At 66.2% G+C, this 22,637-nt stretch carries 22 protein-coding genes and 1 pseudogene; 14 read left to right on the top strand and 9 right to left on the bottom strand.

What is annotated here, in order from left to right; all coding sequences use genetic code 11:
* The first annotated feature begins 100 nt into the window (after positions 1-100).
* The 3 genes from ASC92_RS03865 to ASC92_RS03855 are packed head-to-tail and all read left to right on the top strand — an operon-like array spanning position 101 to position 3,176.
* Positions 101-1,705, top strand: a complete 1,605-nt coding sequence (locus ASC92_RS03865) for a DNA-3-methyladenine glycosylase 2 family protein (RefSeq protein ID WP_056510465.1) — start codon at positions 101-103, stop codon at positions 1,703-1,705.
* A 6-nt stretch (positions 1,706-1,711) separates the two neighbouring features.
* The gene (locus ASC92_RS03860) at positions 1,712-2,209 is read left to right on the top strand and encodes a methylated-DNA--[protein]-cysteine S-methyltransferase (RefSeq protein ID WP_056510463.1); all 498 of its coding nucleotides are present in this window, start codon (positions 1,712-1,714) and stop codon (positions 2,207-2,209) included.
* 25 nt (positions 2,210-2,234) lie between these two features.
* Positions 2,235-3,176: a DMT family transporter gene (locus ASC92_RS03855; protein ID WP_056510462.1), complete on the top strand. Its 942-nt coding sequence runs from the start codon at positions 2,235-2,237 to the stop codon at positions 3,174-3,176.
* Between the two features lie 21 nt (positions 3,177-3,197).
* On the opposite strand, the gene ASC92_RS03850 is transcribed toward ASC92_RS03855, so the two are convergent.
* A complete protein-coding gene (locus tag ASC92_RS03850; RefSeq protein ID WP_056510457.1) occupies positions 3,198-3,860 on the bottom strand; it encodes a DUF1345 domain-containing protein in 663 nt (220 codons plus the stop codon).
* Positions 3,861-4,063: 203 nt separating this feature from the next.
* Between ASC92_RS03850 and ASC92_RS03845 the strand changes: the two genes are divergently transcribed.
* The 4 genes from ASC92_RS03845 (at position 4,064) to ASC92_RS03830 (ending at position 8,362) form a co-directional block, all read left to right on the top strand.
* A complete protein-coding gene (locus ASC92_RS03845; RefSeq protein ID WP_056510455.1) occupies positions 4,064-4,879 on the top strand; it encodes a hypothetical protein in 816 nt (271 codons plus the stop codon).
* Between the two features lie 96 nt (positions 4,880-4,975).
* Positions 4,976-6,586 carry a class I adenylate-forming enzyme family protein gene (locus ASC92_RS03840; RefSeq protein WP_056510452.1) on the top strand — a complete coding sequence of 537 codons (1,611 nt, stop codon included), beginning with the start codon at positions 4,976-4,978 and terminating at the stop codon, positions 6,584-6,586.
* A 143-nt stretch (positions 6,587-6,729) separates the two neighbouring features.
* Entirely contained in the window at positions 6,730-7,566 is an 837-nt protein-coding gene (locus ASC92_RS03835) for a phosphate/phosphite/phosphonate ABC transporter substrate-binding protein (RefSeq protein ID WP_056510450.1), read from the top strand.
* 91 nt (positions 7,567-7,657) lie between these two features.
* The gene (locus tag ASC92_RS03830; protein WP_056510449.1) at positions 7,658-8,362 is read left to right on the top strand and encodes a glutathione S-transferase N-terminal domain-containing protein; all 705 of its coding nucleotides are present in this window, start codon (positions 7,658-7,660) and stop codon (positions 8,360-8,362) included.
* An 8-nt stretch (positions 8,363-8,370) separates the two neighbouring features.
* On the opposite strand, the gene ASC92_RS03825 is transcribed toward ASC92_RS03830, so the two are convergent.
* Complete coding sequence (locus tag ASC92_RS03825) at positions 8,371-9,654, bottom strand: glutamate carboxypeptidase (RefSeq protein ID WP_082519455.1); 1,284 nt, start codon at positions 9,652-9,654, stop codon at positions 8,371-8,373.
* Between the two features lie 101 nt (positions 9,655-9,755).
* Between ASC92_RS03825 and ASC92_RS03820 the strand changes: the two genes are divergently transcribed.
* The 4 genes and pseudogenes from ASC92_RS03820 to ASC92_RS27845 all read left to right on the top strand — a co-directional run.
* Positions 9,756-10,595, top strand: a complete 840-nt coding sequence (locus tag ASC92_RS03820; protein ID WP_056510446.1) for a thymidylate synthase — start codon at positions 9,756-9,758, stop codon at positions 10,593-10,595.
* Between the two features lie 5 nt (positions 10,596-10,600).
* The gene (locus ASC92_RS03815; protein ID WP_414820391.1) at positions 10,601-11,125 is read left to right on the top strand and encodes a dihydrofolate reductase; all 525 of its coding nucleotides are present in this window, start codon (positions 10,601-10,603) and stop codon (positions 11,123-11,125) included.
* Between the two features lie 200 nt (positions 11,126-11,325).
* A complete protein-coding gene (locus ASC92_RS03810) occupies positions 11,326-11,565 on the top strand; it encodes a hypothetical protein (protein ID WP_007829428.1) in 240 nt (79 codons plus the stop codon).
* A 447-nt stretch (positions 11,566-12,012) separates the two neighbouring features.
* Positions 12,013-12,882 (top strand): annotated as a pseudogene (locus ASC92_RS27845) (IS110 family transposase); the annotation flags it as partial.
* Here ASC92_RS27845 and ASC92_RS03805 read toward each other — a convergent pair.
* The 7 genes from ASC92_RS03805 to ASC92_RS03775 all read right to left on the bottom strand — a co-directional run bounded on the left by ASC92_RS03805 (position 12,852) and on the right by ASC92_RS03775 (position 20,047).
* A complete protein-coding gene (locus ASC92_RS03805) occupies positions 12,852-13,772 on the bottom strand; it encodes a dihydrodipicolinate synthase family protein (RefSeq protein WP_056510442.1) in 921 nt (306 codons plus the stop codon). The pseudogene ASC92_RS27845 and the gene ASC92_RS03805 sit on opposite strands and share 31 nt — an antisense overlap.
* Entirely contained in the window at positions 13,765-14,739 is a 975-nt protein-coding gene (locus ASC92_RS03800) for an aldose 1-epimerase (RefSeq protein ID WP_235505654.1), read from the bottom strand. Before ASC92_RS03800 ends, ASC92_RS03805 begins: the two co-directional genes overlap by 8 nt.
* A gap of 10 nt (positions 14,740-14,749) precedes the next feature.
* On the bottom strand, positions 14,750-15,952 hold the full coding sequence (locus tag ASC92_RS03795) for a mandelate racemase/muconate lactonizing enzyme family protein (RefSeq protein ID WP_056510439.1): 1,203 nt from the start codon (positions 15,950-15,952) through the stop codon (positions 14,750-14,752).
* 11 nt (positions 15,953-15,963) lie between these two features.
* Positions 15,964-16,806, bottom strand: a complete 843-nt coding sequence (locus tag ASC92_RS03790; protein WP_056510437.1) for an ABC transporter permease — start codon at positions 16,804-16,806, stop codon at positions 15,964-15,966.
* Positions 16,807-16,808: 2 nt separating this feature from the next.
* On the bottom strand, positions 16,809-17,672 hold the full coding sequence (locus tag ASC92_RS03785) for an ABC transporter permease (protein WP_056510435.1): 864 nt from the start codon (positions 17,670-17,672) through the stop codon (positions 16,809-16,811).
* Positions 17,669-18,769, bottom strand: coding sequence for an ABC transporter ATP-binding protein (locus tag ASC92_RS03780; protein WP_056510433.1), 1,101 nt, complete (start codon positions 18,767-18,769; stop codon positions 17,669-17,671). Before ASC92_RS03780 ends, ASC92_RS03785 begins: the two co-directional genes overlap by 4 nt.
* A gap of 87 nt (positions 18,770-18,856) precedes the next feature.
* Complete coding sequence (locus ASC92_RS03775; RefSeq protein WP_056510431.1) at positions 18,857-20,047, bottom strand: extracellular solute-binding protein; 1,191 nt, start codon at positions 20,045-20,047, stop codon at positions 18,857-18,859.
* Between the two features lie 213 nt (positions 20,048-20,260).
* On the opposite strand from ASC92_RS03775, the gene ASC92_RS03770 reads away from it, so the two are divergent.
* The 3 genes from ASC92_RS03770 (at position 20,261) to ASC92_RS03760 (ending at position 22,627) form a co-directional block, all read left to right on the top strand.
* A complete protein-coding gene (locus ASC92_RS03770; protein ID WP_235505653.1) occupies positions 20,261-20,962 on the top strand; it encodes a FadR/GntR family transcriptional regulator in 702 nt (233 codons plus the stop codon).
* A gap of 326 nt (positions 20,963-21,288) precedes the next feature.
* Complete coding sequence (xth, locus tag ASC92_RS03765; RefSeq protein ID WP_056510427.1) at positions 21,289-22,074, top strand: exodeoxyribonuclease III; 786 nt, start codon at positions 21,289-21,291, stop codon at positions 22,072-22,074.
* Between the two features lie 10 nt (positions 22,075-22,084).
* Entirely contained in the window at positions 22,085-22,627 is a 543-nt protein-coding gene (locus ASC92_RS03760) for a hypothetical protein (protein WP_056511838.1), read from the top strand.
* Positions 22,628-22,637: the final 10 nt, after the last annotated feature.

Here is a 22,637-nt window from a genome sequence, read left to right as displayed (position 1 = left end):
CCCTGTTGGTTTTTAGAACGAGGCATTGTAGGCAAGGCTCCGGGCGCCCACATGTCCGAAAACGGCCAGTTGAAACGAGTCGAAACCGTATCATTTCCCCATGCCTACCAGCCACACACCCACCGAAGCGCTCGAGAGCGACGCCTGCTACCTGGCGATGAAGACGCACGATGCGCGCTTCGACGGGTCGTTCTTCACCGCCGTGACCTCCACCGGCATCTATTGCCGTCCTGTCTGCCGCGTCAAGCTGCCGCGGCGCGAGAACTGCCGGTTCTTCCGCCACGCGGCACAGGCCGAGGCCGCGGGCTTTCGCCCCTGCCTGCGCTGCCGGCCCGAACTCGCGCCGCGCGCGGCCACCTGGTCGACCGAGGACGCCTCGCGCATCCTCGCGCTGCAGGCGGCACGGCTGATCGACGAGCCCGATGCGTGGTCGGAGGACGGCCCGGGCGCGGCGCAGATCGCGGCGCGGCTCGGCGTGAGCGACCGTCACCTGCGGCGCATCTTCGAGGTGCAGTTCGGCGTATCCCCGCTGCAATACCTGCAGACGCGCCGGTTGCTGGCCGCCAAGCAGCTCATTGCCGACACCCGCCTGCCGATGACGCAGGTGGCGCTGGCCAGCGGCTTCGCGAGCGTGCGGCGGTTCAATGCGGCCTTTCTCGAACACTACGGCCTGAACCCGAGCGCCTTGCGGCGCGCCGGCGGCGCCACGGCCGAGGGCGGTGAAGGCAAGGCGATCGAGGTGCGGCTGGGCTTTCGTCCGCCTTATGACGCCAACGCCATGCTCGGCTTCTTCGCGCGCCGTGCGCTGCGCGGCGTCGAAGTCGTCTCGACATCGGACGGCAAGGAGCCCGCCAAGGGCAGCGCACCCACTTACGTGAAGCTCACCCGCACGCTGCGCATCCAGCAGGGCGGACAGGCGCATGCCGGCTGGCTGCAGCTGCGCTTCGACCTCGAGCGCGAACAGGTGCTGCTGTCGATCAGCGATTCGCTGGCCGCAGTGCTGCCCATCGTCATCAGCCGCGCCCGCGCGCTGTTCGATCTCGACGCCGAGCCGATGGCCATCAACGCAGCGCTGCATGCGGCCTTTCCGCATGGCGACGGACTGCGCGTGCCCGGCGCGGTCGACGGCTTCGAGCTGGCGGTGCGTGCGGTGCTGGGCCAGCAGATCACGGTGGCCGCGGCGCGCACGCTGGGCTCGCGGCTGGTCGAGGCCTTCGGCGAGCCGCTTGCGACGCCCGTCGAAGGATTGGATCGCCTGTTTCCCACGCCCGCGGCCATTGCCGCCGCGAGCGGCGACGCGCTGGGCCAGCTCGGCATCGTGCGCCAGCGGCAGAGCGCGCTGCATGCCATCGCGCGCGAAGTCGCGGCCGGCAAGCTGGCGCTGCATGCGGGGGCGGATGTGCCCTCGACCATCGCCGCACTGCAGGAGCTGCCCGGCATCGGCGCCTGGACTGCGCAGTACATCGCCATGCGCGCGCTGCGCTGGCCCGATGCCTTCCCGGCCGGCGACGTGGCGCTGCAGAAGGCGCTGGGCGTGACCACCGCGCGCGCGGCCAGCGAAGCCTCGCAAGCCTGGCGGCCGTGGCGCAGCTATGCGGTGCTGCGGGCCTGGCACGCGCCCTCTTCTCCTTCTCCTGCCGTGGCCGCCACCGCAGCGGCGGCCACGGAATCCCCTCTCATCACTACGGCAGGCCTCACCGCCTGAAATGTCATGAAGTTCAAGAGCAAAGTCATCTACACCTCGCACATCGACACGCCGCTCGGCGGCATCACGATGGCGGCCACCGACCAGGGCCTGGCGGGCGTCTGGTTCGACCAGCAGCGCCACTGGCCCGACACTGCGGGCTGGATCACGAAGGACGACCATCCCGCACTCGTGGAGGCGGCCGCCCAGCTGCGCGACTATTTCGCCGGCAAGCGCGATCGCTTCGACATGAAGCTCGACCTGTCGCACGGCACCGCGTTCCAGCAGAGCGTGTGGCAGGAACTGCTGGCCATTCCGGCCGGCGCCACCACGAGCTACGGCAAGCTGAGCCTGAACGTGGGCAACCCGGCCGCGGTGCGCGCGGTGGGCGCGGCCGTGGGGCGCAACCCAATCAGCGTGATCGTGCCCTGCCATCGCGTGCTCGGTGCCGACGGCTCGCTGACCGGTTACGCTGGCGGGCTCGAACGCAAGACCGCACTGCTCGAACTCGAGGGAGCGCTCTGAGCACTCATAACAGAGCGAAAGACGCATGACCACAACGAACAACAACATCGCCGCCGCCAAGCCCCTCGCACCCAGCGCCTGGTTGATCGACCTCGTGCTGCTCGGCGCGCTCTGGGGCGCGTCTTTTCTCTTCATGCGCATCGGCGCGGCGGAGTTCGGCGCGCTGCCGACGGCGGCGGTGCGGGTGGCGATCGCCGCGCTGTTCCTGCTGCCCATCGCACTGCTGCGCGGCCAGGGGCCATCCCTCGCGAAACACTGGAAGGCCAGCTTCACGGTCGGCGTCTTCAACTCGGGCATGCCGTTCGCGCTGTTCTGCTTCGCGCTGCTGACCATCAACACCGGCCTGGCCGCCGTGCTCAATGCCACCACGCCGATGTTCGGCGCGCTCGTGGCGTGGGCCTGGTTCCGCGAGCGCCCGAACGGATCGCGCCTCATCGGCCTCGCGATCGGCTTTGCCGGCGTCGCCATGCTCGCGAGCCGCAGCGCCGGCCTGCATGCGGGCGCCAGCGGCCATGCCGCGCTCTTCGCGGTGCTGGCCTGCCTGGGCGCATGCCTGTGCTATGGCATCTCGGCCAGCGCCACGCGCGCTCACCTGGGCGGCGTGCCGGCGCTGACCACCGCCACTGGCAGCCAGATCGGCGCCACGCTGTTCCTCGCCATTCCCGCCTTCTGGCTCTGGCCCGCGCAGATGCCCAGCCTGCGCGCATGGCTGGCGCTGCTGGCGCTGGGCATCGCCTGCACGGGCATCGCCTACATCCTGTTCTTCCGTCTGATCGAACGCGCCGGGCCGGCCCGCGCGCTGACCGTGACCTTCCTGGTGCCGGTGTTCGCGCTGTTCTACGGCGCGGTGTTCCTCGGAGAAAACATCACGCAGTGGATGCTGATCTGCGCGGCCGTCATCGTCTGCGGCGTGGCGCTGTCGACCGGCATCGTTAAGCTGGGCCTGCCGCGCAGGGCCTCGGCCTGAGCGTGTTTTCTTGCGGGGCGCCTACACGGCACCCGCGACGACGTTCACCGAGAGCGCCAGCACCAACATGTTGAACGCGAAGGCCAGCACGCTGTGCAGCAGCGTGATGCGCCGCATCTCCTTCGACGTCGCCTGCACGTCGGATACCTGCGAGGTCATGCCGATCACGTACGAGTAGTAGAGAAAATCGAAGTAGTCGGGGGCGTCGTGCCCGCCCGGAAAATCGAGCCCGCCGTCAGGGGTGCCGTCCCGCTGGTCGATGTAGTAGCGGTGCGCATAGTGAAAGGCGAAGATGGTGTGCATCGTCAGCCACGACCCCGCCAGCGCCACCAGGCCCAGCGCGACATGTGCCGCGCGCTCCCAGCCGCTCAGCCCCTTCACCTGCTGCAGCAGCATGGCGATGGCCACCACGCTCATGCCCACCACCATCAGCATCGAGACCAGGATCACCACGTTGGGCTGGTCCAGCGACTGAGCCCGCTCGCGCGTGCGCTTCGCATCGAAGGTGTTGGCCAGCCACCACGACAGCAGCTGGAAGACCCCCACGCCCACGCACCATCCGACCAGCCCGCGCGCCATGCCGCTCATGGGGAGCGGCATCAGCGCGCCCGCAACGGCGCAGCCGGTGGCCGCGCCATAAAGAAGACGCTGGGGACCGGTGGTGGTGGAAAGATGTCGGCGCATGGGCGGCACTGTAGCGCCGTAGCGTAGAAGGAGTCCTACAAGTACAGCGGCATTCCGCGCATTGGGAAGGCTCGCGCGGGCCACTAAGGTCCTCGCTGTTCAAGGGAGCTTCGCCCGGAAGCACAGCAAGGCCCCCGGCCTGCGTCCATTCATCGCGTGCCCGCGGCATCCATTCCCCCTCCGGGTCACCAAGGATTTCATCCATGCTGCTGCTCTCCCCGCGCCCCGCCCTCGGCGCACTGTTCGGCACCGGCCTCCTGCTTGCCGCCGCGCCGGCTCTGGCCGACCCCTCGCCCGCGCTCGACCGGTTCAGCTTCTCGGTCGGCGCCTTCAGCGCCGATCCGAAGTTCAACGCCTCGGTCGGCACGCCGTATGGCACGCTGCAATCGGGCGACATCAAGCCGGGCCGCGTGACCATGCCGCGCATCACGGCCGACGTGCTGATCGGCGACAGCCACGGCATCTCGTTCGACTACTACCAGTACAGGCGCGACTACACCGGCGGCGTCGCGAACACCACGTCTTTGGGCAGCTTCGGTTCGCTGAACACTTTCGGCAACGCCACCGTCAGCACCAAGCTCGATTTTGCCAAGCTCTCGTACAAGTGGTGGATCGGCTCAGGCAACACCGTGCTCGGCCTGGGTGCCGGTGCCGCCTACTACCGTGCGACGCTCGGCGCGACCGCTGTCGCCGGAGTGAACGGCCAGGTCGGCAGGCTGAACGATAGCTCCAGCGACAACGCCGTGGCGCCGTTGCTCGAAGTGGGCGTGCGCCACGCCATCACGCCGGACCTGCGGCTGTTCGCCGACGCCTCGGGCGTGTGGAAGAGCAGCGGCCGCTTTCACGGCAACATCTACAACGCCTCCGCTGGCGTGGAGTGGTTCCCGGTGAAGAACGTGGGCTTGGTGCTCGCCTATGGCGTGACGAACATCGACCTGACGCGCGAGAGCGGCTCTGCCGATTCGCGCCTGAAGGTCCGCCTGCAGGGGCCTTCGGCTTTCCTCAAGGCACGCTTCTAGGCCCTGGGGCGTTCTGCGTGTAGCCAGTCTTCGCAAGACGCGGTGCGGCAGCCGGCCTTAGGCTGCGCCCATCCTCGAAGAATGGAGACACAGAGCATGCCTGCAGCCGCCACCGGCCTCGCGCCGTCGCAGTTCCATCCGCGCATCTCGCGCATCGCGCTGGGCGACGTGATCCACCGCAGCGCGCGCCGCTTCGGCACGCGCACCGCGCTGATCGAGGGCGAACACCGCATGTCCTACGGTGAACTCGACGCCGCATCGAACCGCTTCGCGCATCATCTGCTGGGCCTCGGCCTCTCGAGCGGCGAGCGCGTGGGCATGCTGTGCAACAACTCGATCCAGATGGTGGTCGCCATGCTGGGCATCCAGAAGGCCGGGCTGGTGTGGGTGCCGATCAACACCGCGCTGGCGGTGGACGCCATCGGCTACATCCTCGCGCATGCCGGGGTGCGCCACCTGGTGATCGACACCGCGCTGCATGCGAAGCCCGAGCTGCGCGAACTGCTGGCTGCGCAAGGCATCGCGCCGATGCTCTGCGTGCTCGACGGCGATGCGCCGCCCGCCAGCCTGCCGACCGTGCCGCAGGCCATCGCGCAGGGACCGCACACGCTGCCCGACGTGCCCATCGACAGCACGCAGCTTGCGCTCATCATGTACACCAGCGGCACCACAGGGCGCCAGAAGGGCGTGATGCATTCGCATGCCTCGGTGCACTCGGTGCTGCTGAGCAACATGGTCGAATGGGGCAGCAGCCCCGAGCGCGCCGACGTGTGGAGCAGCGTGCTGCCGCTCTTTCATTGCGGCCAGCACACGGTGCTGATGTCGGCGCTGGCGGTGGGCGGTGCGCTGGTCATTCTTCGCGGCTTCGACCCCGGCGCGGTGCTCGCCGCCATCGAACGCCACAGGATCACCGTGATGGTCGGCTTGCCGATGATGTACGGCGCGCTGCTCGCGCACCCGCAGCGCGCCGCGCGCGACCTGTCGAGCCTGCGGCTGTGCGTCTACGCGATGGCGCCGATGTCGCGCACGCTGCTGCTGCGCCTGCTCGACGAGTTCTGTCCCAACTTCGCACTCGTCTCGGGCCAGACCGAGATGTACCCCGGCGCCACCATCTTCGAAGTGCAGGAGCAGCGCAAGCGCTTCGGCTCGTACTGGGGCGTGGGCACGCTGGTGAACGAGGTCGCCGTGATGGGCGACGAGGGCGACCTGCTCGGGCCGGAGCAGGTCGGCGAGATCGTCTTTCGCGGCCCCAACGTGATGCTGGGCTACTACAAGGATCCTGAGGCGACAGCGAACGCGCAGCGCTTCGGCTGGCACCACTCGGGCGACCTGGGCAAGTTCGATGCCGACGGGCAGCTGGTCTTCCTCGACCGCCTGAAGGACATGGTGAAGTCGGGCGGCGAGAACGTACCGTCGATCAAGGTCGAGGAAGTGCTGCTGCGCCACCCCGCCGTGCTCAATGCGGCGGTGGTGGGCCTGCCGCACGAGCGCTGGGGCGAAGCCATCACGGCTTTCGTCACGCGCCGGCCCGATGCGCCAACGGACTTCACCGAGGCCGTGCTGGCGGCGCACTGCAGGGAGCACCTGGGCGGCTTCGAGGTGCCGAAGGAGATCGTCTTCCTGCCCGCGCTGCCGATGACCTCCACCGGCAAGATCCAGAAGTTCGAGCTGCGCAAGGCGCACGAGGGCCTCTATCACCGGGGCTGACCCAGCGACGGCGCCTCCCCCGCGTGGCCCGCGGGCCGCCGAAGTGTTGTTTCGTCAGTGCTAACCCTGCGGTCCGGGCCTGTTCCTTCGAGTGGATGAATGTAATAATTTAGTTACAACACCACCCTCCGGAAGAAGTCTCCATGAAACCCCGCGCCGTCCTCCATTTCCCTCGCCCCATCGCCCGCGTTGCGGCCGCGCTGCTTCTCGCAGCCTGCGTTTCGTCGCATGCCTTCGTGATCGGTGTCAGCGAAGGCGTGAGCTACAACGTGTCCGACGCGCAGGTCACCGCCCGCTTCGAGCCCATCGCCGAGGTGCTGTCCAAGGCGCTCAAGCAGCCGGTGACGATCAAGATCTTCAATTCGTACAACGGTGCGCGCGACGCGCTGAAGCAGCAGCAGGTCGACTTCGCCTTCGTGCACCCGTCGCACGTGGCGCTCGGCGCCATCAAGGGCGGGCAGTACAGCGCATTCGCCTGGACCACTGGCTTCACCGACTACAAGGTGTCCTTCCTGTGCAAGGAACAGCAGCCGATCTCCGACTGGAAAAGCGTGGCCGGCAAGCAGCTGGTGATGCCCGACGCCGACTCGATCACCGCGGTGATCACTCGCGCGATGCTGCGCGAGCAGGGCCTGCAGGGCACTGCGGTGAAGGTCACCAACACGCGCTTCCAGGATGCCGTGCCCTTCTACGTGCAGAACGGCTTTGCTGCCTACGGCGCAACGGCCGCCTCCAGCGTGATCAAGACCTGGAAAGACGGCGGCGGCAAGGTCTGCGCGGAATCGCGCGCCGTGCCAATCAAGCAATGGCTCGCGTCGCGCAAGCTCGATGCGGCCACGGTGAACGCGGCACGCGATGCGTTGCTGAGCCTGGCGCAAACCGACGCGGGCAAGCGTGCGTTGGCGGCATCCAGCTACGTCGGCTTCGTCACGCCTTCTACCGACGTCGAAGCCTCGCTGATGAACTGGCTGGGGATCTGAGGGGCAACCGAGGGGTAGGCCGCACGCGCGCGCAATCTGCCCGGCGCGGGCAGAATCCAGCGCTTGCAGTTCCCTCTCAAGGACCCCACCGATGACCGATCTCTCGAGCTTTCCCATCACGAAAAAATGGCCCGCGCAGCATCCTGACCGGCTGCAGCTGTACTCGCTGCCCACGCCCAACGGCGTGAAGGTGTCGATCATGCTGGAGGAGACCGGCCTGGCCTACGAGCCGCACCTCGTGAGCTTCGAGACCCACGACCAGACGTCGCCGGCGTTCCTGTCGCTCAACCCGAACAACAAGATCCCGGCCATCCTCGACCCCAATGGCCCGGGCGGCAAGCCGCTGGCGCTGTTCGAATCGGGCGCCATCCTCATGTACCTCGCCGAGAAGACCGGCAGGTTCATTCCGCAAGATGCTGCCGGCCGCTACGAAACCCTGCAGTGGGTGATGTTCCAGATGGGCGGCATCGGCCCGATGTTCGGCCAGCTAGGCTTCTTCAACAAGTTCGCCGGCAAGGACTACGAAGACAAGCGCCCGCGCGACCGCTATGTGGCCGAATCGAAGCGCCTGCTCGGCGTGCTCGACAAGCGCCTTGCGGACCGCGCATGGATCGTGGGCGACAGCTACACCATCGCCGACATCGCCACCTTCCCGTGGGTGCGCAACCTGATCGGCTTCTACGAGGCGGCGGACCTCGTGGGCTTCAAGGATTTTCCGAACGTGGCACGCGCCCTCGAAGCCTTCGTGGCGCGCCCCGCCGTGGTGGCGGGGCTGGGCATTCCGAAGCGCGGCTGAGCGCCGGCTCAGTTCGCGCTCAGGTCCATCAGCATGCGCGAGAGCAGGTAGAGGCGTGGCACCACGCTCTCGACCTCCGCGTATTCCTCCGGCGTGTGGATGCCGCCACCCACGATGCCGAAGCCGTCGAGCACCGGCACGCCGACGCCCGCCACCAGGCTCGCATCGGCCGCGCCACCGCTGCTCTCGATGGTGAGCTTCTTGCCGATCTCGCCGTAGATGCCTTCGGCCATGCGCACCAGCTTGTCGGACGCGGGCGACCGCGGCATCGGCGGCAGGCCGCGGATCAGGCGCACGCGCACCTCGGTCTCGGGGATCAGCTTGTTCTGTGAGATGCGGACCAGGTCTTTCTCGACGCGGTCGAGTTCCTCGGGCGTGGCTGCGCGCACATCGCCCTTGGCGCTCGCCGTCGCAGGAATCACGTTGGTCGGTCCGTTGGCCGTGAGCACCGTGAAGTTGACAGTGGTCTTCTTCGCCGCGTCCGCCGTCTTCGACAGCTGAAGCACCTGGTGCGCCACTTCCATCGCCGCATTGCGGCCGGCCTCGGGCGCCACGCCCGCGTGAGCGGCCAGCCCCTTCACCTCGACGAGCGCGGTGGCCGAGCCCTTGCGCTCGACCACGAGGCCATCGGCCGGGCGGCCCGGCTCCAGGTTCAGCGCCACGTCGTGCTGCTTCGCGATGCGCTCGATCAGCGCGCTGGTGCCCACGGAGCCGGTCTCCTCGTTGGTGTCGAGCAGGAAGGTGATCTGCCCGTAGTCCTTGAAGCCGATCTGCTGCAGGATCTTCAGCGCGTAGAGCCCGGCGATCACGCCACCCTTGTCGTCCATCACACCGGGGCCGTAGGCGCGGCCGTCCTTGATGTAGAAGGGCTTGGCCGCGGCCGTGCCTTCCTTGAACACGGTGTCCATGTGCGCGAGGATCAGGATCTTCTTCTTGCCCTGGCCGGTCAGCGTCGCGACCACGTTGGTGCCGGGATGCGGTTCGGCCGGAAAGGTCTCGATGCGCGCACCGAGCTTGCGCAACTCTTCCACCGCCATCTCGCGGACCTTGTCGAGGCCCGCGGTGTCGGCCGAGCCGGAGTCGATGTTGACCATGCGCTCCAGCATCTTCAGCGCCTCCTCCTTGCTTTGCGTGGCCGCGTCGAGCACGCCCTGGTGCGGCTTCTGGGCCATGGCATTGCCGGCCAGCAGCGCGCATGCGAGCACGGCGCCGCGGCAGGCGGTGCGCGTCCAGCGGCGGGCGAGAGCCGCAGGGGCGCGGTCCGGGAAGAAATGGCGCGAGTGAATCGTCATGTGGTCCGTTCTGTACTTTCTGGGGAAGGGAGCGGCAGGCTATCACCCCCCTCGCGAACGGATCAAGCCAGGCGCGGACCCCGCCACGTAAAATTCCCGGCATGACCACGCCCGCCCGCCCCGTCCGCTCCCAATACGAAGATTTCATGCGCCATGTCGATACCCATGGCGTTTTCAAGAGCGACCGCACGGGCACCGGCACCAAGAGCGTGTTCGGCCACCAGATGCGCTTCGACCTGAACGAGGGCTTCCCGCTGGTCACAACGAAGAAGGTGCACCTGAAGTCCATCATCCAGGAACTGCTGTGGTTCCTGACCGGGTCGAGCAACAACAACTGGCTCAAGGAGCGCGGCGTCACCATCTGGGACGAATGGGCCCGCGAAGACGGCGACCTGGGCCCGGTGTACGGCGTTCAATGGCGCAGCTGGCCCACGCCCGACGGCGGCCACATCGACCAGATTGCCGACGTCATCAAGACCCTCAAGACCAACCCCGATTCGCGCCGCATCATCGTAAGCGCATGGAACGTGGCCGAGCTGTCTAAGATGGCGCTCATGCCCTGCCATGCGTTCTTCCAGTTCTACGTGGCGCCGCCGCAAGCCGAAGGCGAACGCGGCAGGCTCAGCTGCCAGCTCTACCAGCGCAGCGCCGACATCTTCCTGGGCGTGCCCTTCAACATTGCCAGCTACGCGCTGCTCACGCACATGGTGGCGCAGCAGTGCGACCTCGAGGTAGGCGACTTCATCTGGACCGGCGGCGACTGCCACATCTACAGCAACCACGCCGAGCAGGTCGCGCTGCAGCTCAGCCGCACGCCCTACCCGTACCCTACGCTGAACATCAAGCGGAAGCCGGACTCGATCTTCGGCTACGAGTACGAAGACTTCGAGATGCTGGACTACCGGCATGGCGATCCGATCAAGGCGCCCGTGGCGGTATGAGCGGGATGAGCAAGCCCCACGTCAACCTCATCTTCGCCCGCGCTGCCAACGGCGTGATCGGCGCGAACAACACGATCCCCTGGCACATCGCGGAGGACATGGCGCACTTCAAGCAGCAGACCGCGGGCGCGCCGGTGATCATGGGCCGCAAGACCTGGGACTCGCTGCCACCGCGCTTCCGGCCGTTGCCGGGCCGGCAGAACATCGTGGTGACGCGGCAGCCCGGCTGGCAGGCCGACGGCGCACTGCGCGCGGGCAGCCTGCAGGAGGCACTGTCGCTTTGCGAATCGTCATCGCAGGCCGACGCCGTATGGGTGATCGGCGGCGCGCAGATCTACGCCGAGGCCGAGCCGATTGCGCAGCGCGCGGTCGTGACCGAAGTGGCGCGCAACTACGAAGGCGATGCCTATGCTCCGGAGCTCGACGCAGCCGTGTGGCGCGAGACACAGCGCGAATCGCATGTCTCGGCCAAGGATGGCCTGGGCTTCAGCTTCGTGACCTACGAGCGCATCGCGTCCCCGAACGGATAAGCGTCGACAATTCGGCCGGCCCAGACGCTCGACCGGCCGCCACGTTGCCAGAAACAAACTGGCACCTTCGCCGCACCAGCAGCGCGAAAGGAAAACTTCGGTACGCGCCGGAAAAGGCATGCGCGGCTCAGGGTTTAGACAATGCCAATTGTTTGTGCGCACAATGCGGGCCCACGCCCTCAATCCCAAGGAGACGGCTCATGTCCATGGAATTTCTTCGGGTCATCGCCGAGCAGAAATTGCCATACGTCATCCACACGCCAGCCGACATCGACAGGCTGCGCGTGCTGCGTGCGGCAGAGTTGGTAACTGCCTTCATTCCGCCCTCGGACCGCGCGCCCGATGCGCGCGCGATACGCCAGCTCGCCCAGGTCGAATCGATCACCGCCAAGGGCAAGCTGGCGCTCAACAAGGCCACGTCGGCATTCATAGAGCTGTAGGAGCCGCGCCTTCGGCCTCGCACGGCGCATTGCGTGAGCATCGCGCAATTGATGCAGCTCACGCTGCGGTTCTTGTCACCGGCTTTGCCCGGATGTGCCGAACGGATTCATCCGCGCACCAAGTCGTCTTCTTTCGTGACAAAGCACTCGTGTGTTGGATTCCACCGATCTCTGACCCTAGGGGGATGCGGACGAAAACTTGGATTACCAGGAGATGTAATGGATGCCTCCCTGCCTACGGGCAGCACAAACGCCGCCAGGAGTACCGAGATGAACAGCGCGACCGTTGTGGGCGTGTGGCTTGCCCGCTAGACAAGCTGGACCCTCGACTGGATACGGCATCAAAGTGCCCATGGCGTCGTGATAGACCGATGTCTTCACATATACCAGCGAGGTTCCGTCATGCATCGTCGTACTGCACAAAGCGCGGGGCAAATCATCGGCCAGATGAGCGGCCTGCAGGTCAATGGGATGGACATTGCCAAGAATGTGTTCCAGCTTCACACCGTGGACATGGGCACTGGCGAGATCGTCAACGTGCAACTCAAGCGCTCCAAGGTTTTAGGGCACTTCGCCAACCGTGCGCCTTGCCTGATCGGCATCGAAGCCTGCGGCGGAGCACACCACTGGGCACGTGAGTTGACGGCGCAGGGCCATGCCGTGCGGCTGATTCATGCCAAAGCCGTGCGCCCATTCGTGAACGGCAACAAGACCGACGCTACAGACGCACGCGCCATCTGGCTGGCGATCCAGCAGCCGGGCACCAAATTCGTAGGCGTGAAGACGCTGGCGCAACAAGCCACGCTCACCTTGCATCGTCAGCGCGAGATGTTGATGCGGATGAAGATCATGCAGATCAATGCGTTACGGGGGCTGCTCTATGAGTTTGGGGCCACCTTCGCGAGAGGCAAGAAGGCTCTGTTGGGCGAGTTGGAGCTCGCGCTGGAGGCGCTTGCCAACAGCATTCCTCAGTATGTCGCCGACAGCCTGCGCGAGCAGGCCCAGCGCATCAAGCAACTGGCGATAGACATTAAGGCCATCGAGGTGAGGCTTGCTGAGGTTCTGCGCATTGACGTGGACATGAAGCGTGTGGCAGCGATACCCGGAGTAGGCCTGCTCTCGGCTACAGCGGCCATCGCCACGATGGGAGAAGCCAAGGCATTCAAGTCTGGGCGCGAATTCTGTGCTTGGCTGGGTCTGGTGCCCAAGCAACGGGGCACAGGTGGCCGGGTGACTCTGCTGGGGATCTCCAAGCGGGGCGACACCTACCTTCGCACTTTGCTTATTCACGGTGCGCGTGCGGTATGCCAGCCGTCGACCAGCTGCTTGAGCTGCGCCAGGTCCGCTTCCGGCAGCGGCCAGGTGCTGGGCGGCCGCGCCGCGCCGCAGTCTCGCCCGGCGTATTGCAGCGCCGCTTTCACCACGCTCACGTTCGAGCCGTTGCGCTCATGCGTGCGCAACTCCTCGAAGGTCGCGATGCCGCCTATCAATTCCATCGCCAGCTGGTGATCCCCCGTCCCCAGCGCGGCGTGAATGCGCACGGACAGGTCGGGCCGCACGTTGATCAGCCCCGAGGTGAAGCCGCGGGCGCCCACCGCATACATCGGCGGGGCCCAGGGCTCGGCCAGTCCGCACACCCAGGCCAGGTCGCGATCGGCCACCTGGGCCATGGCCTGCACCAGGCGCAAGGGCGTGGGCGACGCCCATTTCACGCCGATGACCTGCGGAATTCGGCACAGGGCTTCGATCACCGGCAGGCCGATCGCGTCGTCACGCAAATAGAGCACGACAGGCAGGCCGTCCGCCGCGTCGGCAACCCGGCGCACATACGTGACCACACCGCTGGGCGCGACGAAGGGGTCCGTCAGCTGATGCACCATCAGGGCAGCGGCACCTGCCTTGCGTGAGGCGCGCGCCAGGGTGCAGGCGTCGTGGACGCTGCGCCCCACGCCACCCAGCAACGGCACGCGGCCACGGACAAGCTCCGCCGCGGCATGCACCATGCGCTCGGCCTCCGCCATGGTCAGGCCGAAGAACTCGCTGGTGTTGCCGTTGGCCACCAGCACATGGACGCCCGCCTCGATGGCGCGGTCGACGACCGGCCCCAGGCGATCGGGCGCGATGTGGTCCGCCTCGTCGAAGGGCGTCACCAGGATGCCTGAGATGCCGTCCAGGGCGGTCCTGAGGGGGGTCGTCGGTTCAGTCATGTCGCCGGTCTCGTGTAGTTGCGCGGGTGTTGTCATTGGCCTGCCTCGACAGAGAAGAGACGGACAGGCGCAGGCTGCATGTCATCGCCTCGCCGGGCGCGATCACCCGCCAGCCAGTGTCGGCGCGCGCCGCAGCCAGGTTGGCGGCGTCCGCGACATGCGAGACCGGTTCCACGCAGAAGTACGCTCCCGGGCCCGGCCGATGCAACACCAGGTGCTGCAGCGCGGAGCTGGCCAGCAGTTCGATGGCGGGACCATCGGTCGCCGCCATCCGCGCTTGTCCGTTCCACCCGCCGTAGTAGCGGGTGCATTCGACATCGGGCAAGGCCTTCGCCGACGCGTAGTCGTCCGCCGGACCGGTCGGCACCGGCGTGCTAGCGAGGAATTCGGCGTCCGCCGGCCAGACGGTGCGCGCATCGAACTGCAGGCCGTGCGCGAAGCGGGCCGGGAAGTAGGGATGGAAGCCGCACCCGCCTGGCATCGGCTCCCGGTCGTCGTTGGTGACCCGCAGGCTCAGCGTGATGCCTGCGGCGTCGAGCTCCACCCCCTGCTCGGCCCGAAAAGCCCATGGCCAGCCGTGATCCCCCGGCACGTGGACATAGGTCATGGTGGCGCGGTCCGCTGCGTGTTGCTCGAGGTGCCATGGACGCTGCTGGGCGACGCCGTGCAGCGCGTGCCGCTCCCCCGGATGAAGCGGCAGCTGCACCCTGCCCTGCGTGCCGGCGATGCGGCCATCGCGGACGCGGTTCGAGAACGGAACCAGGGGATAGCAGCCGGCCTTGGGCCACTGGGTGGATTCGAAACCGCCGGCGCGGACGGCGGCGTCGAGCGGCACCAGCCAGTCGATCCGTTCGCCCGCGGATGCGCGGGAACTGAGGCTGGTGACGCGTCCGCCGGCAGCCGGCGCCAGCGTCGCGGTCAGCGCTCCGCTGCGCAGCGTGGTGTCGGGCGTCACGTTCAGATGCATCGCCATCCGCTCACGACTTCGAACTGCGGATGGTGACGTCAGGCCGCTGCAGCAGCGCCGGCGACAGCGCCAGGCCCAGGCCCGCGCCGGGCGGAACCGTCGCATGGCCGGCGCGGACATCGGGCAACTGCGTCACGAGCTCGCGATACCAGCCCCCCAGGTAAGCGCGCACCACTTCCTGCAGCACCACGTTGGTCGTGCTCATCGCCAGGTGGAGCGACGCCGCGAGCGCGACCGGGCCGGTGCAGTCATGCGGCGCGACCGGTTTGTGAAAGGCCTTCGCCAGGGCCGCGATCTTTCTGGCTTCGGAGAGACCCCCGACCCAGCCCAGGTCCAGCATCACATAGTCCACCGCGTTGTTCTTGAGCAGCTGGATGAATGGCTGGACGGTGGCCAGCGTCTCGCTGCCGCAGACCGGAATGCGGGTGCGCGAACGGAATTCGGCGATCGTGTCCAGGTTGGACATCTGGATCGGGTCCTCAACCCAGTAGGGCTTGAACTCCTCGAGCGCCTGCGCGATCCGAACGGCCATCGGCAGGTTCCACATCGAATGGAGCTCCACCATGATGTCCATCTCGTGGCCGACAGCGCGCCGGATTTCGCGGAATGGCTCGAGCGCGGTGTCCAGGTCGCGGGCCGAAATCGCCTGCCCGCCGCTGGCCTGGGCGAAGGGATCGAAGGGCCAGATCTTCATTGCCTTGTAGCCCTCGGACAGCAGGCTTTCGGCCAACGCCGCCGGGCGCTTGACGAATGCAACCTGGTCCTCGTAAGGCCCTTCCGGCGCGACGTCGGCGCTGGCCTGTGTCACCGAGCGACGCTGTGGGGCCTTGTTGTAGGTGTAGCCCGCGCAGGTGTTGTAGACCGGGACGCGTTCGCGCACGGCGCCGCCGAGCAACTGGTAGAGCGGCTGTTGCGTGACCTGGCCGAACAGATCCCACAGCGCGATGTCGACCGCCGAAGCGGCGCGCGTTTCGGCGCCGCTGCTGGCAAAGCCGACATAGCCGTACAGCAGGTGCTGGCTGTGGGCTTCGATGGCGAGCGGATCCTTTCCCAGCAGGTAGGGCGCGGTCAGTTCATGGATCTGCGCCTGCACGGCCTGGGCGCCACGAAAGGTTTCCCCCAGGCCCACCAGGCCGGTGTCGGTGTGGATCTGCACCCACAGGATGTTGGGATAGGCGGCCGCGTGGACCGTATCGACTTGCGTGATCTTCATGGGGGTCGGCCTCAGGCCGTCTTCGGATGTTCCTTGACGCGGCTGACCAGCTGCGTCGGATTGACGAACTGCAGCGCGATCAGCAGCCAGGCCAGCGTGACCGCCATGTAGACCATCGCCATCGCATCGACCGACTGCGGCGCACGAACGCCCGCCGCAAAGACCGCGTAGTACAGGGCCACCACCAGCGTCTGCGAATCCGGGCCAGCCGTCAGGAAGGTCAGCTCGAACATGCCGATGGTGCGCACCAGCACCAGCAGGGAGGCCGCCAGAATGCCCGGCGCCAGCAGCGGCAACAGCACGTGCCAGAACAGCTGGAAGGTGTTGGCGCCGAACACGCGGGCGGCGGATTCGAGGTTGGCATCGATCTGCTCGATGAACGGCGTCATCACCAGGATCATGAACGGCACTGCCGGAATCATGTTCGCCAGGATCACGCCGAAGATGGTGCCCGCGATGTGCGCCTGGTACATCACGGTCGCCAGCGGAATGCCGTAGGTGATCGGCGGGATCATCAGCGGCAGCAGGAACAGCCCCATCAGCAGGTTCTTGCCGCGGAAGTTGCGCCGCGCCAGCGCGTAGGCCGCCGGCACGCCGATCAGGATCGACAGGAACACGACGGCGGCGACCACCTCGATCGTGACCCACAGCACGCTGTCGAGCTGGAACTCCTTCCAGGCGGTCTGGTACCAGTTGAACGTGTAGCCATCGGGCAGCCAGGTGCCGAGCCAGCGGCGGGCCACCGAGCTGGTGCCGACCGCGGCCACCATGAGTGCGACATTGACGATGAAGAAGCCCATCACCAGTGCAACCAGCGACTTCCAGAGTTTCATCAGCAGGCGATGCGTATCCATGGTCAACCTTTGCCGCCGGAGACGGGGCCCCGATAGAACATCCCGCGCGCGCCCAGGACCGCGGCAACGACGAACAGCTGCACCACGCCCATCAGCATCGCGACGGCCGAAGCCATGGAATAGTCGTAGCGCTCGAAGGCGGCCTCATACGCCGCGATCGAGATCACCCGGGTGGCACCGGCCGGCGACCCGAGCAGGACCGCCGACGGAAACACCGAGAAGGCCTGCACGAACGACAGCGCGAAGGCCATCGCCAGTCCCGGGACCAGCAGCGGCAGATAGATATGCCGGAACTGGTTCCACGGCGATGCGCCCAGGGTCGAGGCAGCGCGTGGCAGGTTGGGGTCGATGCCGGTGATGTACGACAGCGTGAGCAGGAACGCGAACGGGAAACCCGAAATGACGAGCGAAATCAGGACGCCCCAGTAGTTGTGCGTCAGCCGGATCGGGCCTTCGTAGATGTGCAGCCACTGGAGCGACTGCGACAGCCAGCCCTTGGGCCCGAAGTAGCCGAGCATGCCCTCGGCGATCAGGACGGTGCCCAGCGTCAACGGAATCACCAGCAACGTGGTGATCGATTTCTGGAAGCGGCTGCTGCGGCGCATCTGATAGGCGATCGGCAGCGCCACGCCGACGTTGATCACGGTGGCGGGAATGGCCAGCTTGAGCGTGGTCCACACCGTGTCGCGCAGGTTGTCGGTGGTGAAGAACTGCGTGTAGTTCGCCAGCCAGTTGCCTTCCATCGGACGGAACGACAGCTGCAAGCCGTAGAGGAACGGATAGACGAACAGCACCACCATGAAGAGCGTCGCCGGCACCAGCAGCAGCAGGGACCGGTCGAAAGAAGACGGCGCGGCGCTGGTCATTGCACCATGCCCGCGGCCGCATCGACGGGATAGGCCAGCGCCTTGCCTGGCGCAATGGCCAACGTGACCGGATCGCCGGCTCGCAGGCGCGCCGTCGTGCGCACGATCAGCTTGAGCCCGCCGGCCACCTCGACGTCGACGATGTTGTCGTGGCCGCAGTATTCGACATTGAGCACCCGGGCGGCGAAGCTGTTGTCCATCGGCGAAGAGACGACGTCGAATTCCTCGGGCCGGATCGCGAGCATCGCCTTGCCGTTGGCGAGTGGCTGCATCGCCCGCGCGTTGAGCGCCAGGCCGCTGCCGGCGAGCTGCACCGACGCGCCGCCCTCCGAGCGCACGTTCAGCTCCACCAGGTTGCGATAGCCCATGAAGCGGGCCACGTCCAGGTTGGCCGGCTCCGCGTAGATGCGCTGTGGTTCGGCAATCTGCTGTGCCACGCCGTCCTTCATGACGACGACGCGATCGGCCAGCGACAGCGCCTCATCCTGGTCGTGGGTGACGTAGATCGTCGATCGTCCCAGTTCGCGGTGAATGCGCCGGATCTCGGCGCGCATCTCCAGCCGCAACTTGGCGTCGAGGTTCGACAAGGGCTCGTCCATCAACACCAGGGGCGGCTCGATGACGATCGCCCGGGCGATCGCGACCCGCTGCTGCTGTCCGCCGGACAACTGGCCGGGCAGCTTGTGCGCCTGCGAGTTCAGCTGCACCAGGTCGAGCGCCCGCTTCACGCGCTGCGCCGACTCGGCGGCAGGCACGCCGCGCATCGCCAGCCCGAACGCAACATTGCGCGCCACGCTCATGTGCGGAAAGAGCGCATAGTTCTGGAAGACCATGCCAAAGCCCCGTTTTTCAGGCGGCAGCACATCGATGCGGGTGTCGTCGAGCCAGATGCCTCCATCCGTCAACGGCAGCAGCCCGGCCAGGCAATTGAGGGCCGTCGACTTGCCGCAGCCCGAAGGTCCAAGCAGCGCGATGAACTCGCCGCGCTTGACCGTCATGGTCAAGGCATTGAGCGCGGTGAAGCTCTGCACGCCCTTGCCCGCGGCAAAGCGGCGCGTGACGCCATCGAGACGCAACTCGGAAAAGTCTGAAGTCATGGAGACACAATCCTGGAAAAGAAGCAGCCTGCAAGCGCCCGCATGGGCGCTTGCAGCATCGGTCGGGCGCGCAGTGCGCGCCGCGCATCACTTGGTCTTGCGGCTGCCGATGTCCTGGTCCCAGCGGCGGAAGGCATCAACCATGGCCTTGGGCTCCAGCGGCACGGCATGAGGGAACTGGGCCAGCCACTTGTCGTAGTCAGGCCGTCCGAACTCCTTGATGACGTCCTGGCTGTCCTTGGGTGCGAGCGACAGCGGCACGTCCTTGACCGCGGGGCCCGGATAGAAATAGCCCTTGTCATAGGTCATCGCCTGCTGCTGCGGCTTGAGCAGGAAAGCCATCAGGTCGAGCACCACCGCTTGCTTCTCCTGCGGGACGCCCTTGGGAATCACGATGTAGTGCGCGTCGTTGACCCACGTCATGCCCTTGAACGGCAGCACCTGGAAGTTCTTCGGCACGATGCCCAGTGCCCTGGGGTTGATGTCCCAACCCGTCACCGTCAGCGTCATGTCGCGCGAGCCTTCGCCCAGTTCCTTCATCACGGCGGCAGTTCCCGTCGGGTAGTACTCGATGCAGGCGTCGAGTTCCTTCAGATAGGCCCAGGTCTTGTCCCAACCGTTGATCGGATCGGCAGGATTCTTGTCGCCCAGCAGATAGGGCAGCCCCATCAGGAAGGTGCGACCCGGACCGGAGTTGGCGGGCCGTGCATAGATCAGCTTGTTGGGATTGGCTTTGCACCAGACCAGCAGGTCCTGGGGCGTCGTCGGCGGCGTCTTGACCTTGTCGGGGTTGAACTCGACCAGCGGGCCGGCAGGCATGAAGACGATGGCCAGGCCATGGTCCTTCGCGAGCGCGTGCATCTTGTAGGCGTTGGGAAGGTAGTTCTCCTGCAGCTTGGGGAACTTGGCCGCGTAGTCGGGGAACAACTTGACCCACAGGTTCATCTCGAGGCCGGCGGCGAGCGCATCGGTGCCGACAATGATCATGTCGATGTCACTGCGGCCCGCGTTCTGCATCGCCTTGATCTTGGCCGGGATCTCGGGGGCGGGCGCCTTGGTGAAAGTGAACTTGGAGACCAGCTTGGGGTTCTGCGCTTGGTAGGCCTCGAACGCCCCCTGCGTCAGCGCCAGGTTGCCGGCGGCGTCGATCACGTTGATCACCACCGGCGACTTCGGCAGTTCCTGCGCCTGGACCAGGCCGATGCCGGCACAGCTCGCCGCCCCGAAAACGGCCGCAATGATGGCGTGGCGATGCCGCGAGAAGGAAACTTGGCGCATTCGGAATCTCCTGATGGATGGGCTTGGCAGGCGGGATCTTGTAAGACAACTTTCGAGTTGTCATCCGGGTTTTCGCTGAGCCCGCGGATACACCACCACCTCTGGGGGAAGCGAGGACGCTGCGGGAAAGCCACTCCCTGCTCTCGCAAGTTCGGGAGATTTGCTATAGTTGTCTGACAAAGACTCTCGGGTATCGGTTCGATGGCGGAACACTTGCTAGACGTCAATGGCGGCACACTGCCCGACCAGATCTACGCCCGGATGGTCGAAGCCATCCTGCGCGGGGACTACGTCGACTCGAAAAAGCTGCCGACCGAAAGCGACCTGGCCTCGCAATTCAGGGTCTCGCGGCCGACCGTCCGGGAGGCACTGTCGAGGCTGCGATCGGACGGAATCATCGAGTCCCGCCGCGGCTCCGGCAGCCAGGTCGTGCGCGCCCCCGGTACACCGGCATCGAGCATGCCCTCCATCAGGAACTATTCGGACATCGAGCGGTATTACGCCTACCGCACAGTTGTTGAATCGGGGGCGGCGGCCGCTGCAGCGGAGTTCCGCACTGCCGACGACCTGACGACGATCAGAGCCTGCCTGGAAGCGCAGACCCTGGCCATGGAGGGTGGAAACAAGGGCATCGAAGACGACGTCCGCTTCCACAGGGCGATCGCGAGGGCCTCGCACAACCAGTTCTTCGTGGCCGCCGTCGAAACGAGTGTCGCGCCCATCAGGCAATTCATGGAACTGGCGCGCAGCGTGCGATCGAAGATGACAGTCGAGCGTGTCCGACTGGTCCAGATGGAGCACCAGCAGATCCTCGATGCCATCGAGAAGCGATCCCCGGCCGACGCCGCCGAGGCAACGCGGCTCCATATCCTCAACGCCAAGCGACGGATCTTCGACGCAGCGAAATTGCGGTAGAGCGCGACGGCTTGGCCGCCCACAAGATTTGCTCCATCGCTACCCGCGCAGCAGCTATGCAGCGGTTGCGGTATTTCGACTCGCTGAACGCGATGCCCGAAAGCGGGCGCTCAACCCCGGCAAGCAACAGGGCTTGGCCCAACTGCTGTTGCGCCCGCTTACCCGAGAAGCAGTGGAAGCTGGGGTGCTTTTGCTAAGCTGACCAGCTGTTTGCACCTCAACCGAGGCATAGCGAGGCGCAAAACGGGTACCCCAACAGTACGGGATGCAAAAATCGCTAAGAATTCCATAAAAATACATTAAAAATCAACGACTTACAATATTTTATGAAGATTGCCACCTGGAACGTCAACTCCCTCACCGCGCGCCTGCAGCACGTGCTCGACTGGCTCATTGCCAACCCGGTCGACGTGCTGTGCCTGCAGGAGCTCAAGATGACCGACGACAAGTTCCCGCTCGACGTGCTCAAGTCGGCCGGCTACGAAGCGGCGGTGTTTGGCCAGAAGACCTACAACGGCGTGGCGATCCTCAGCCTTGCGCCGATGCGCGACGTGGTGAAGAACATCGGCGGCTTCACCGACGAACAGTCGCGCGTGATCGCGGCCACCATTGAAACGCCGTCGGGTCCGCTGCGTGTGGTCAACGGCTACTTCGTGAACGGCCAGGCGCCGGGCACCGACAAGTTCGAATACAAGCTGAAGTGGCTCGAAGCGCTGCGAGACTGGCTGCGCCAGGAGATGGCGTCGAACCCGAACCTCGTGCTGCTGGGCGACTTCAACATCACGCCGGAAGACCGCGACAGCTTCGATCCGGTGGGTCTGAAGGAAACAATCCATCACACGACCGAGGAGCGCAACCATTTCAAGGCGCTGCTCGACCTGGGCCTGACAGACAGCTTTCGCATGTTCGAGCAGCCCGAGAAAAGCTACTCGTGGTGGGACTACCGCATGCTGGGCTACCAGAAGAACCGCGGGTTGCGCATCGACCACGTCTTGGTGAGCCAGCCGCTGGTGCCGCGCGTGAAGGGCTGCGTCATCGACCGCGTGCCGCGCAAATGGGAAAAGCCGAGCGACCATGCGCCGGTGGTGCTCGATCTCGACTGGAACGCCTGAGCCGATGACCATGCGCACACTCTCCCTCCACCCCACACTGCTTCGGGCGGGCCGCAACCTGGCGGTCGTGGCTGTCGCGCTGGCGCTCGCGGCCTGTTCGCTGCTGAAGCCCTCCGACAAGGCGGCAGAAGGCAGCAAGGGCGCCGCGACCGCGCCCACCGACGAGGCCACGACCGGCCGCGACGTGCCGACTGTTCGGCTGATCACTGCACAAACGCCGGCCGTGCGCACGTACCGCAAGATCGGCGCGCGCCACATCTATAACAAGTACGCGAGCCGCATCTACAAGGGCAAGATCCCGCCGCTGGTGTATGCGGTGGTGGTGGTGGAGACCGAGATCGACGCCACCGGCAAGGTGGTGAACGTGACGTTCAGCCGCACGCCGAGCCACGCACCCGAGGTGCCGCCGATGATTGCCGATCTGATCAAGGCCACGTCGCCGCTGCCCAATCCGGGCAAGCTGGGCGGTCATACGTACGTGGACACCTGGCTCTGGGACAAGAGCGGAAAATTCCAGATCGACTCGCTGACGCTCGGCCAGCGGAGCAGGTAAAGAAAAAAGC

Source organism: Variovorax sp. Root411 (assembly GCF_001425205.1).
Classification (GTDB): Bacteria; Pseudomonadota; Gammaproteobacteria; order Burkholderiales; family Burkholderiaceae_C; genus Variovorax.
Note: the sequence above shows the minus strand (reverse complement) of the source record. Positions and strands in the feature narration are given on the sequence as shown.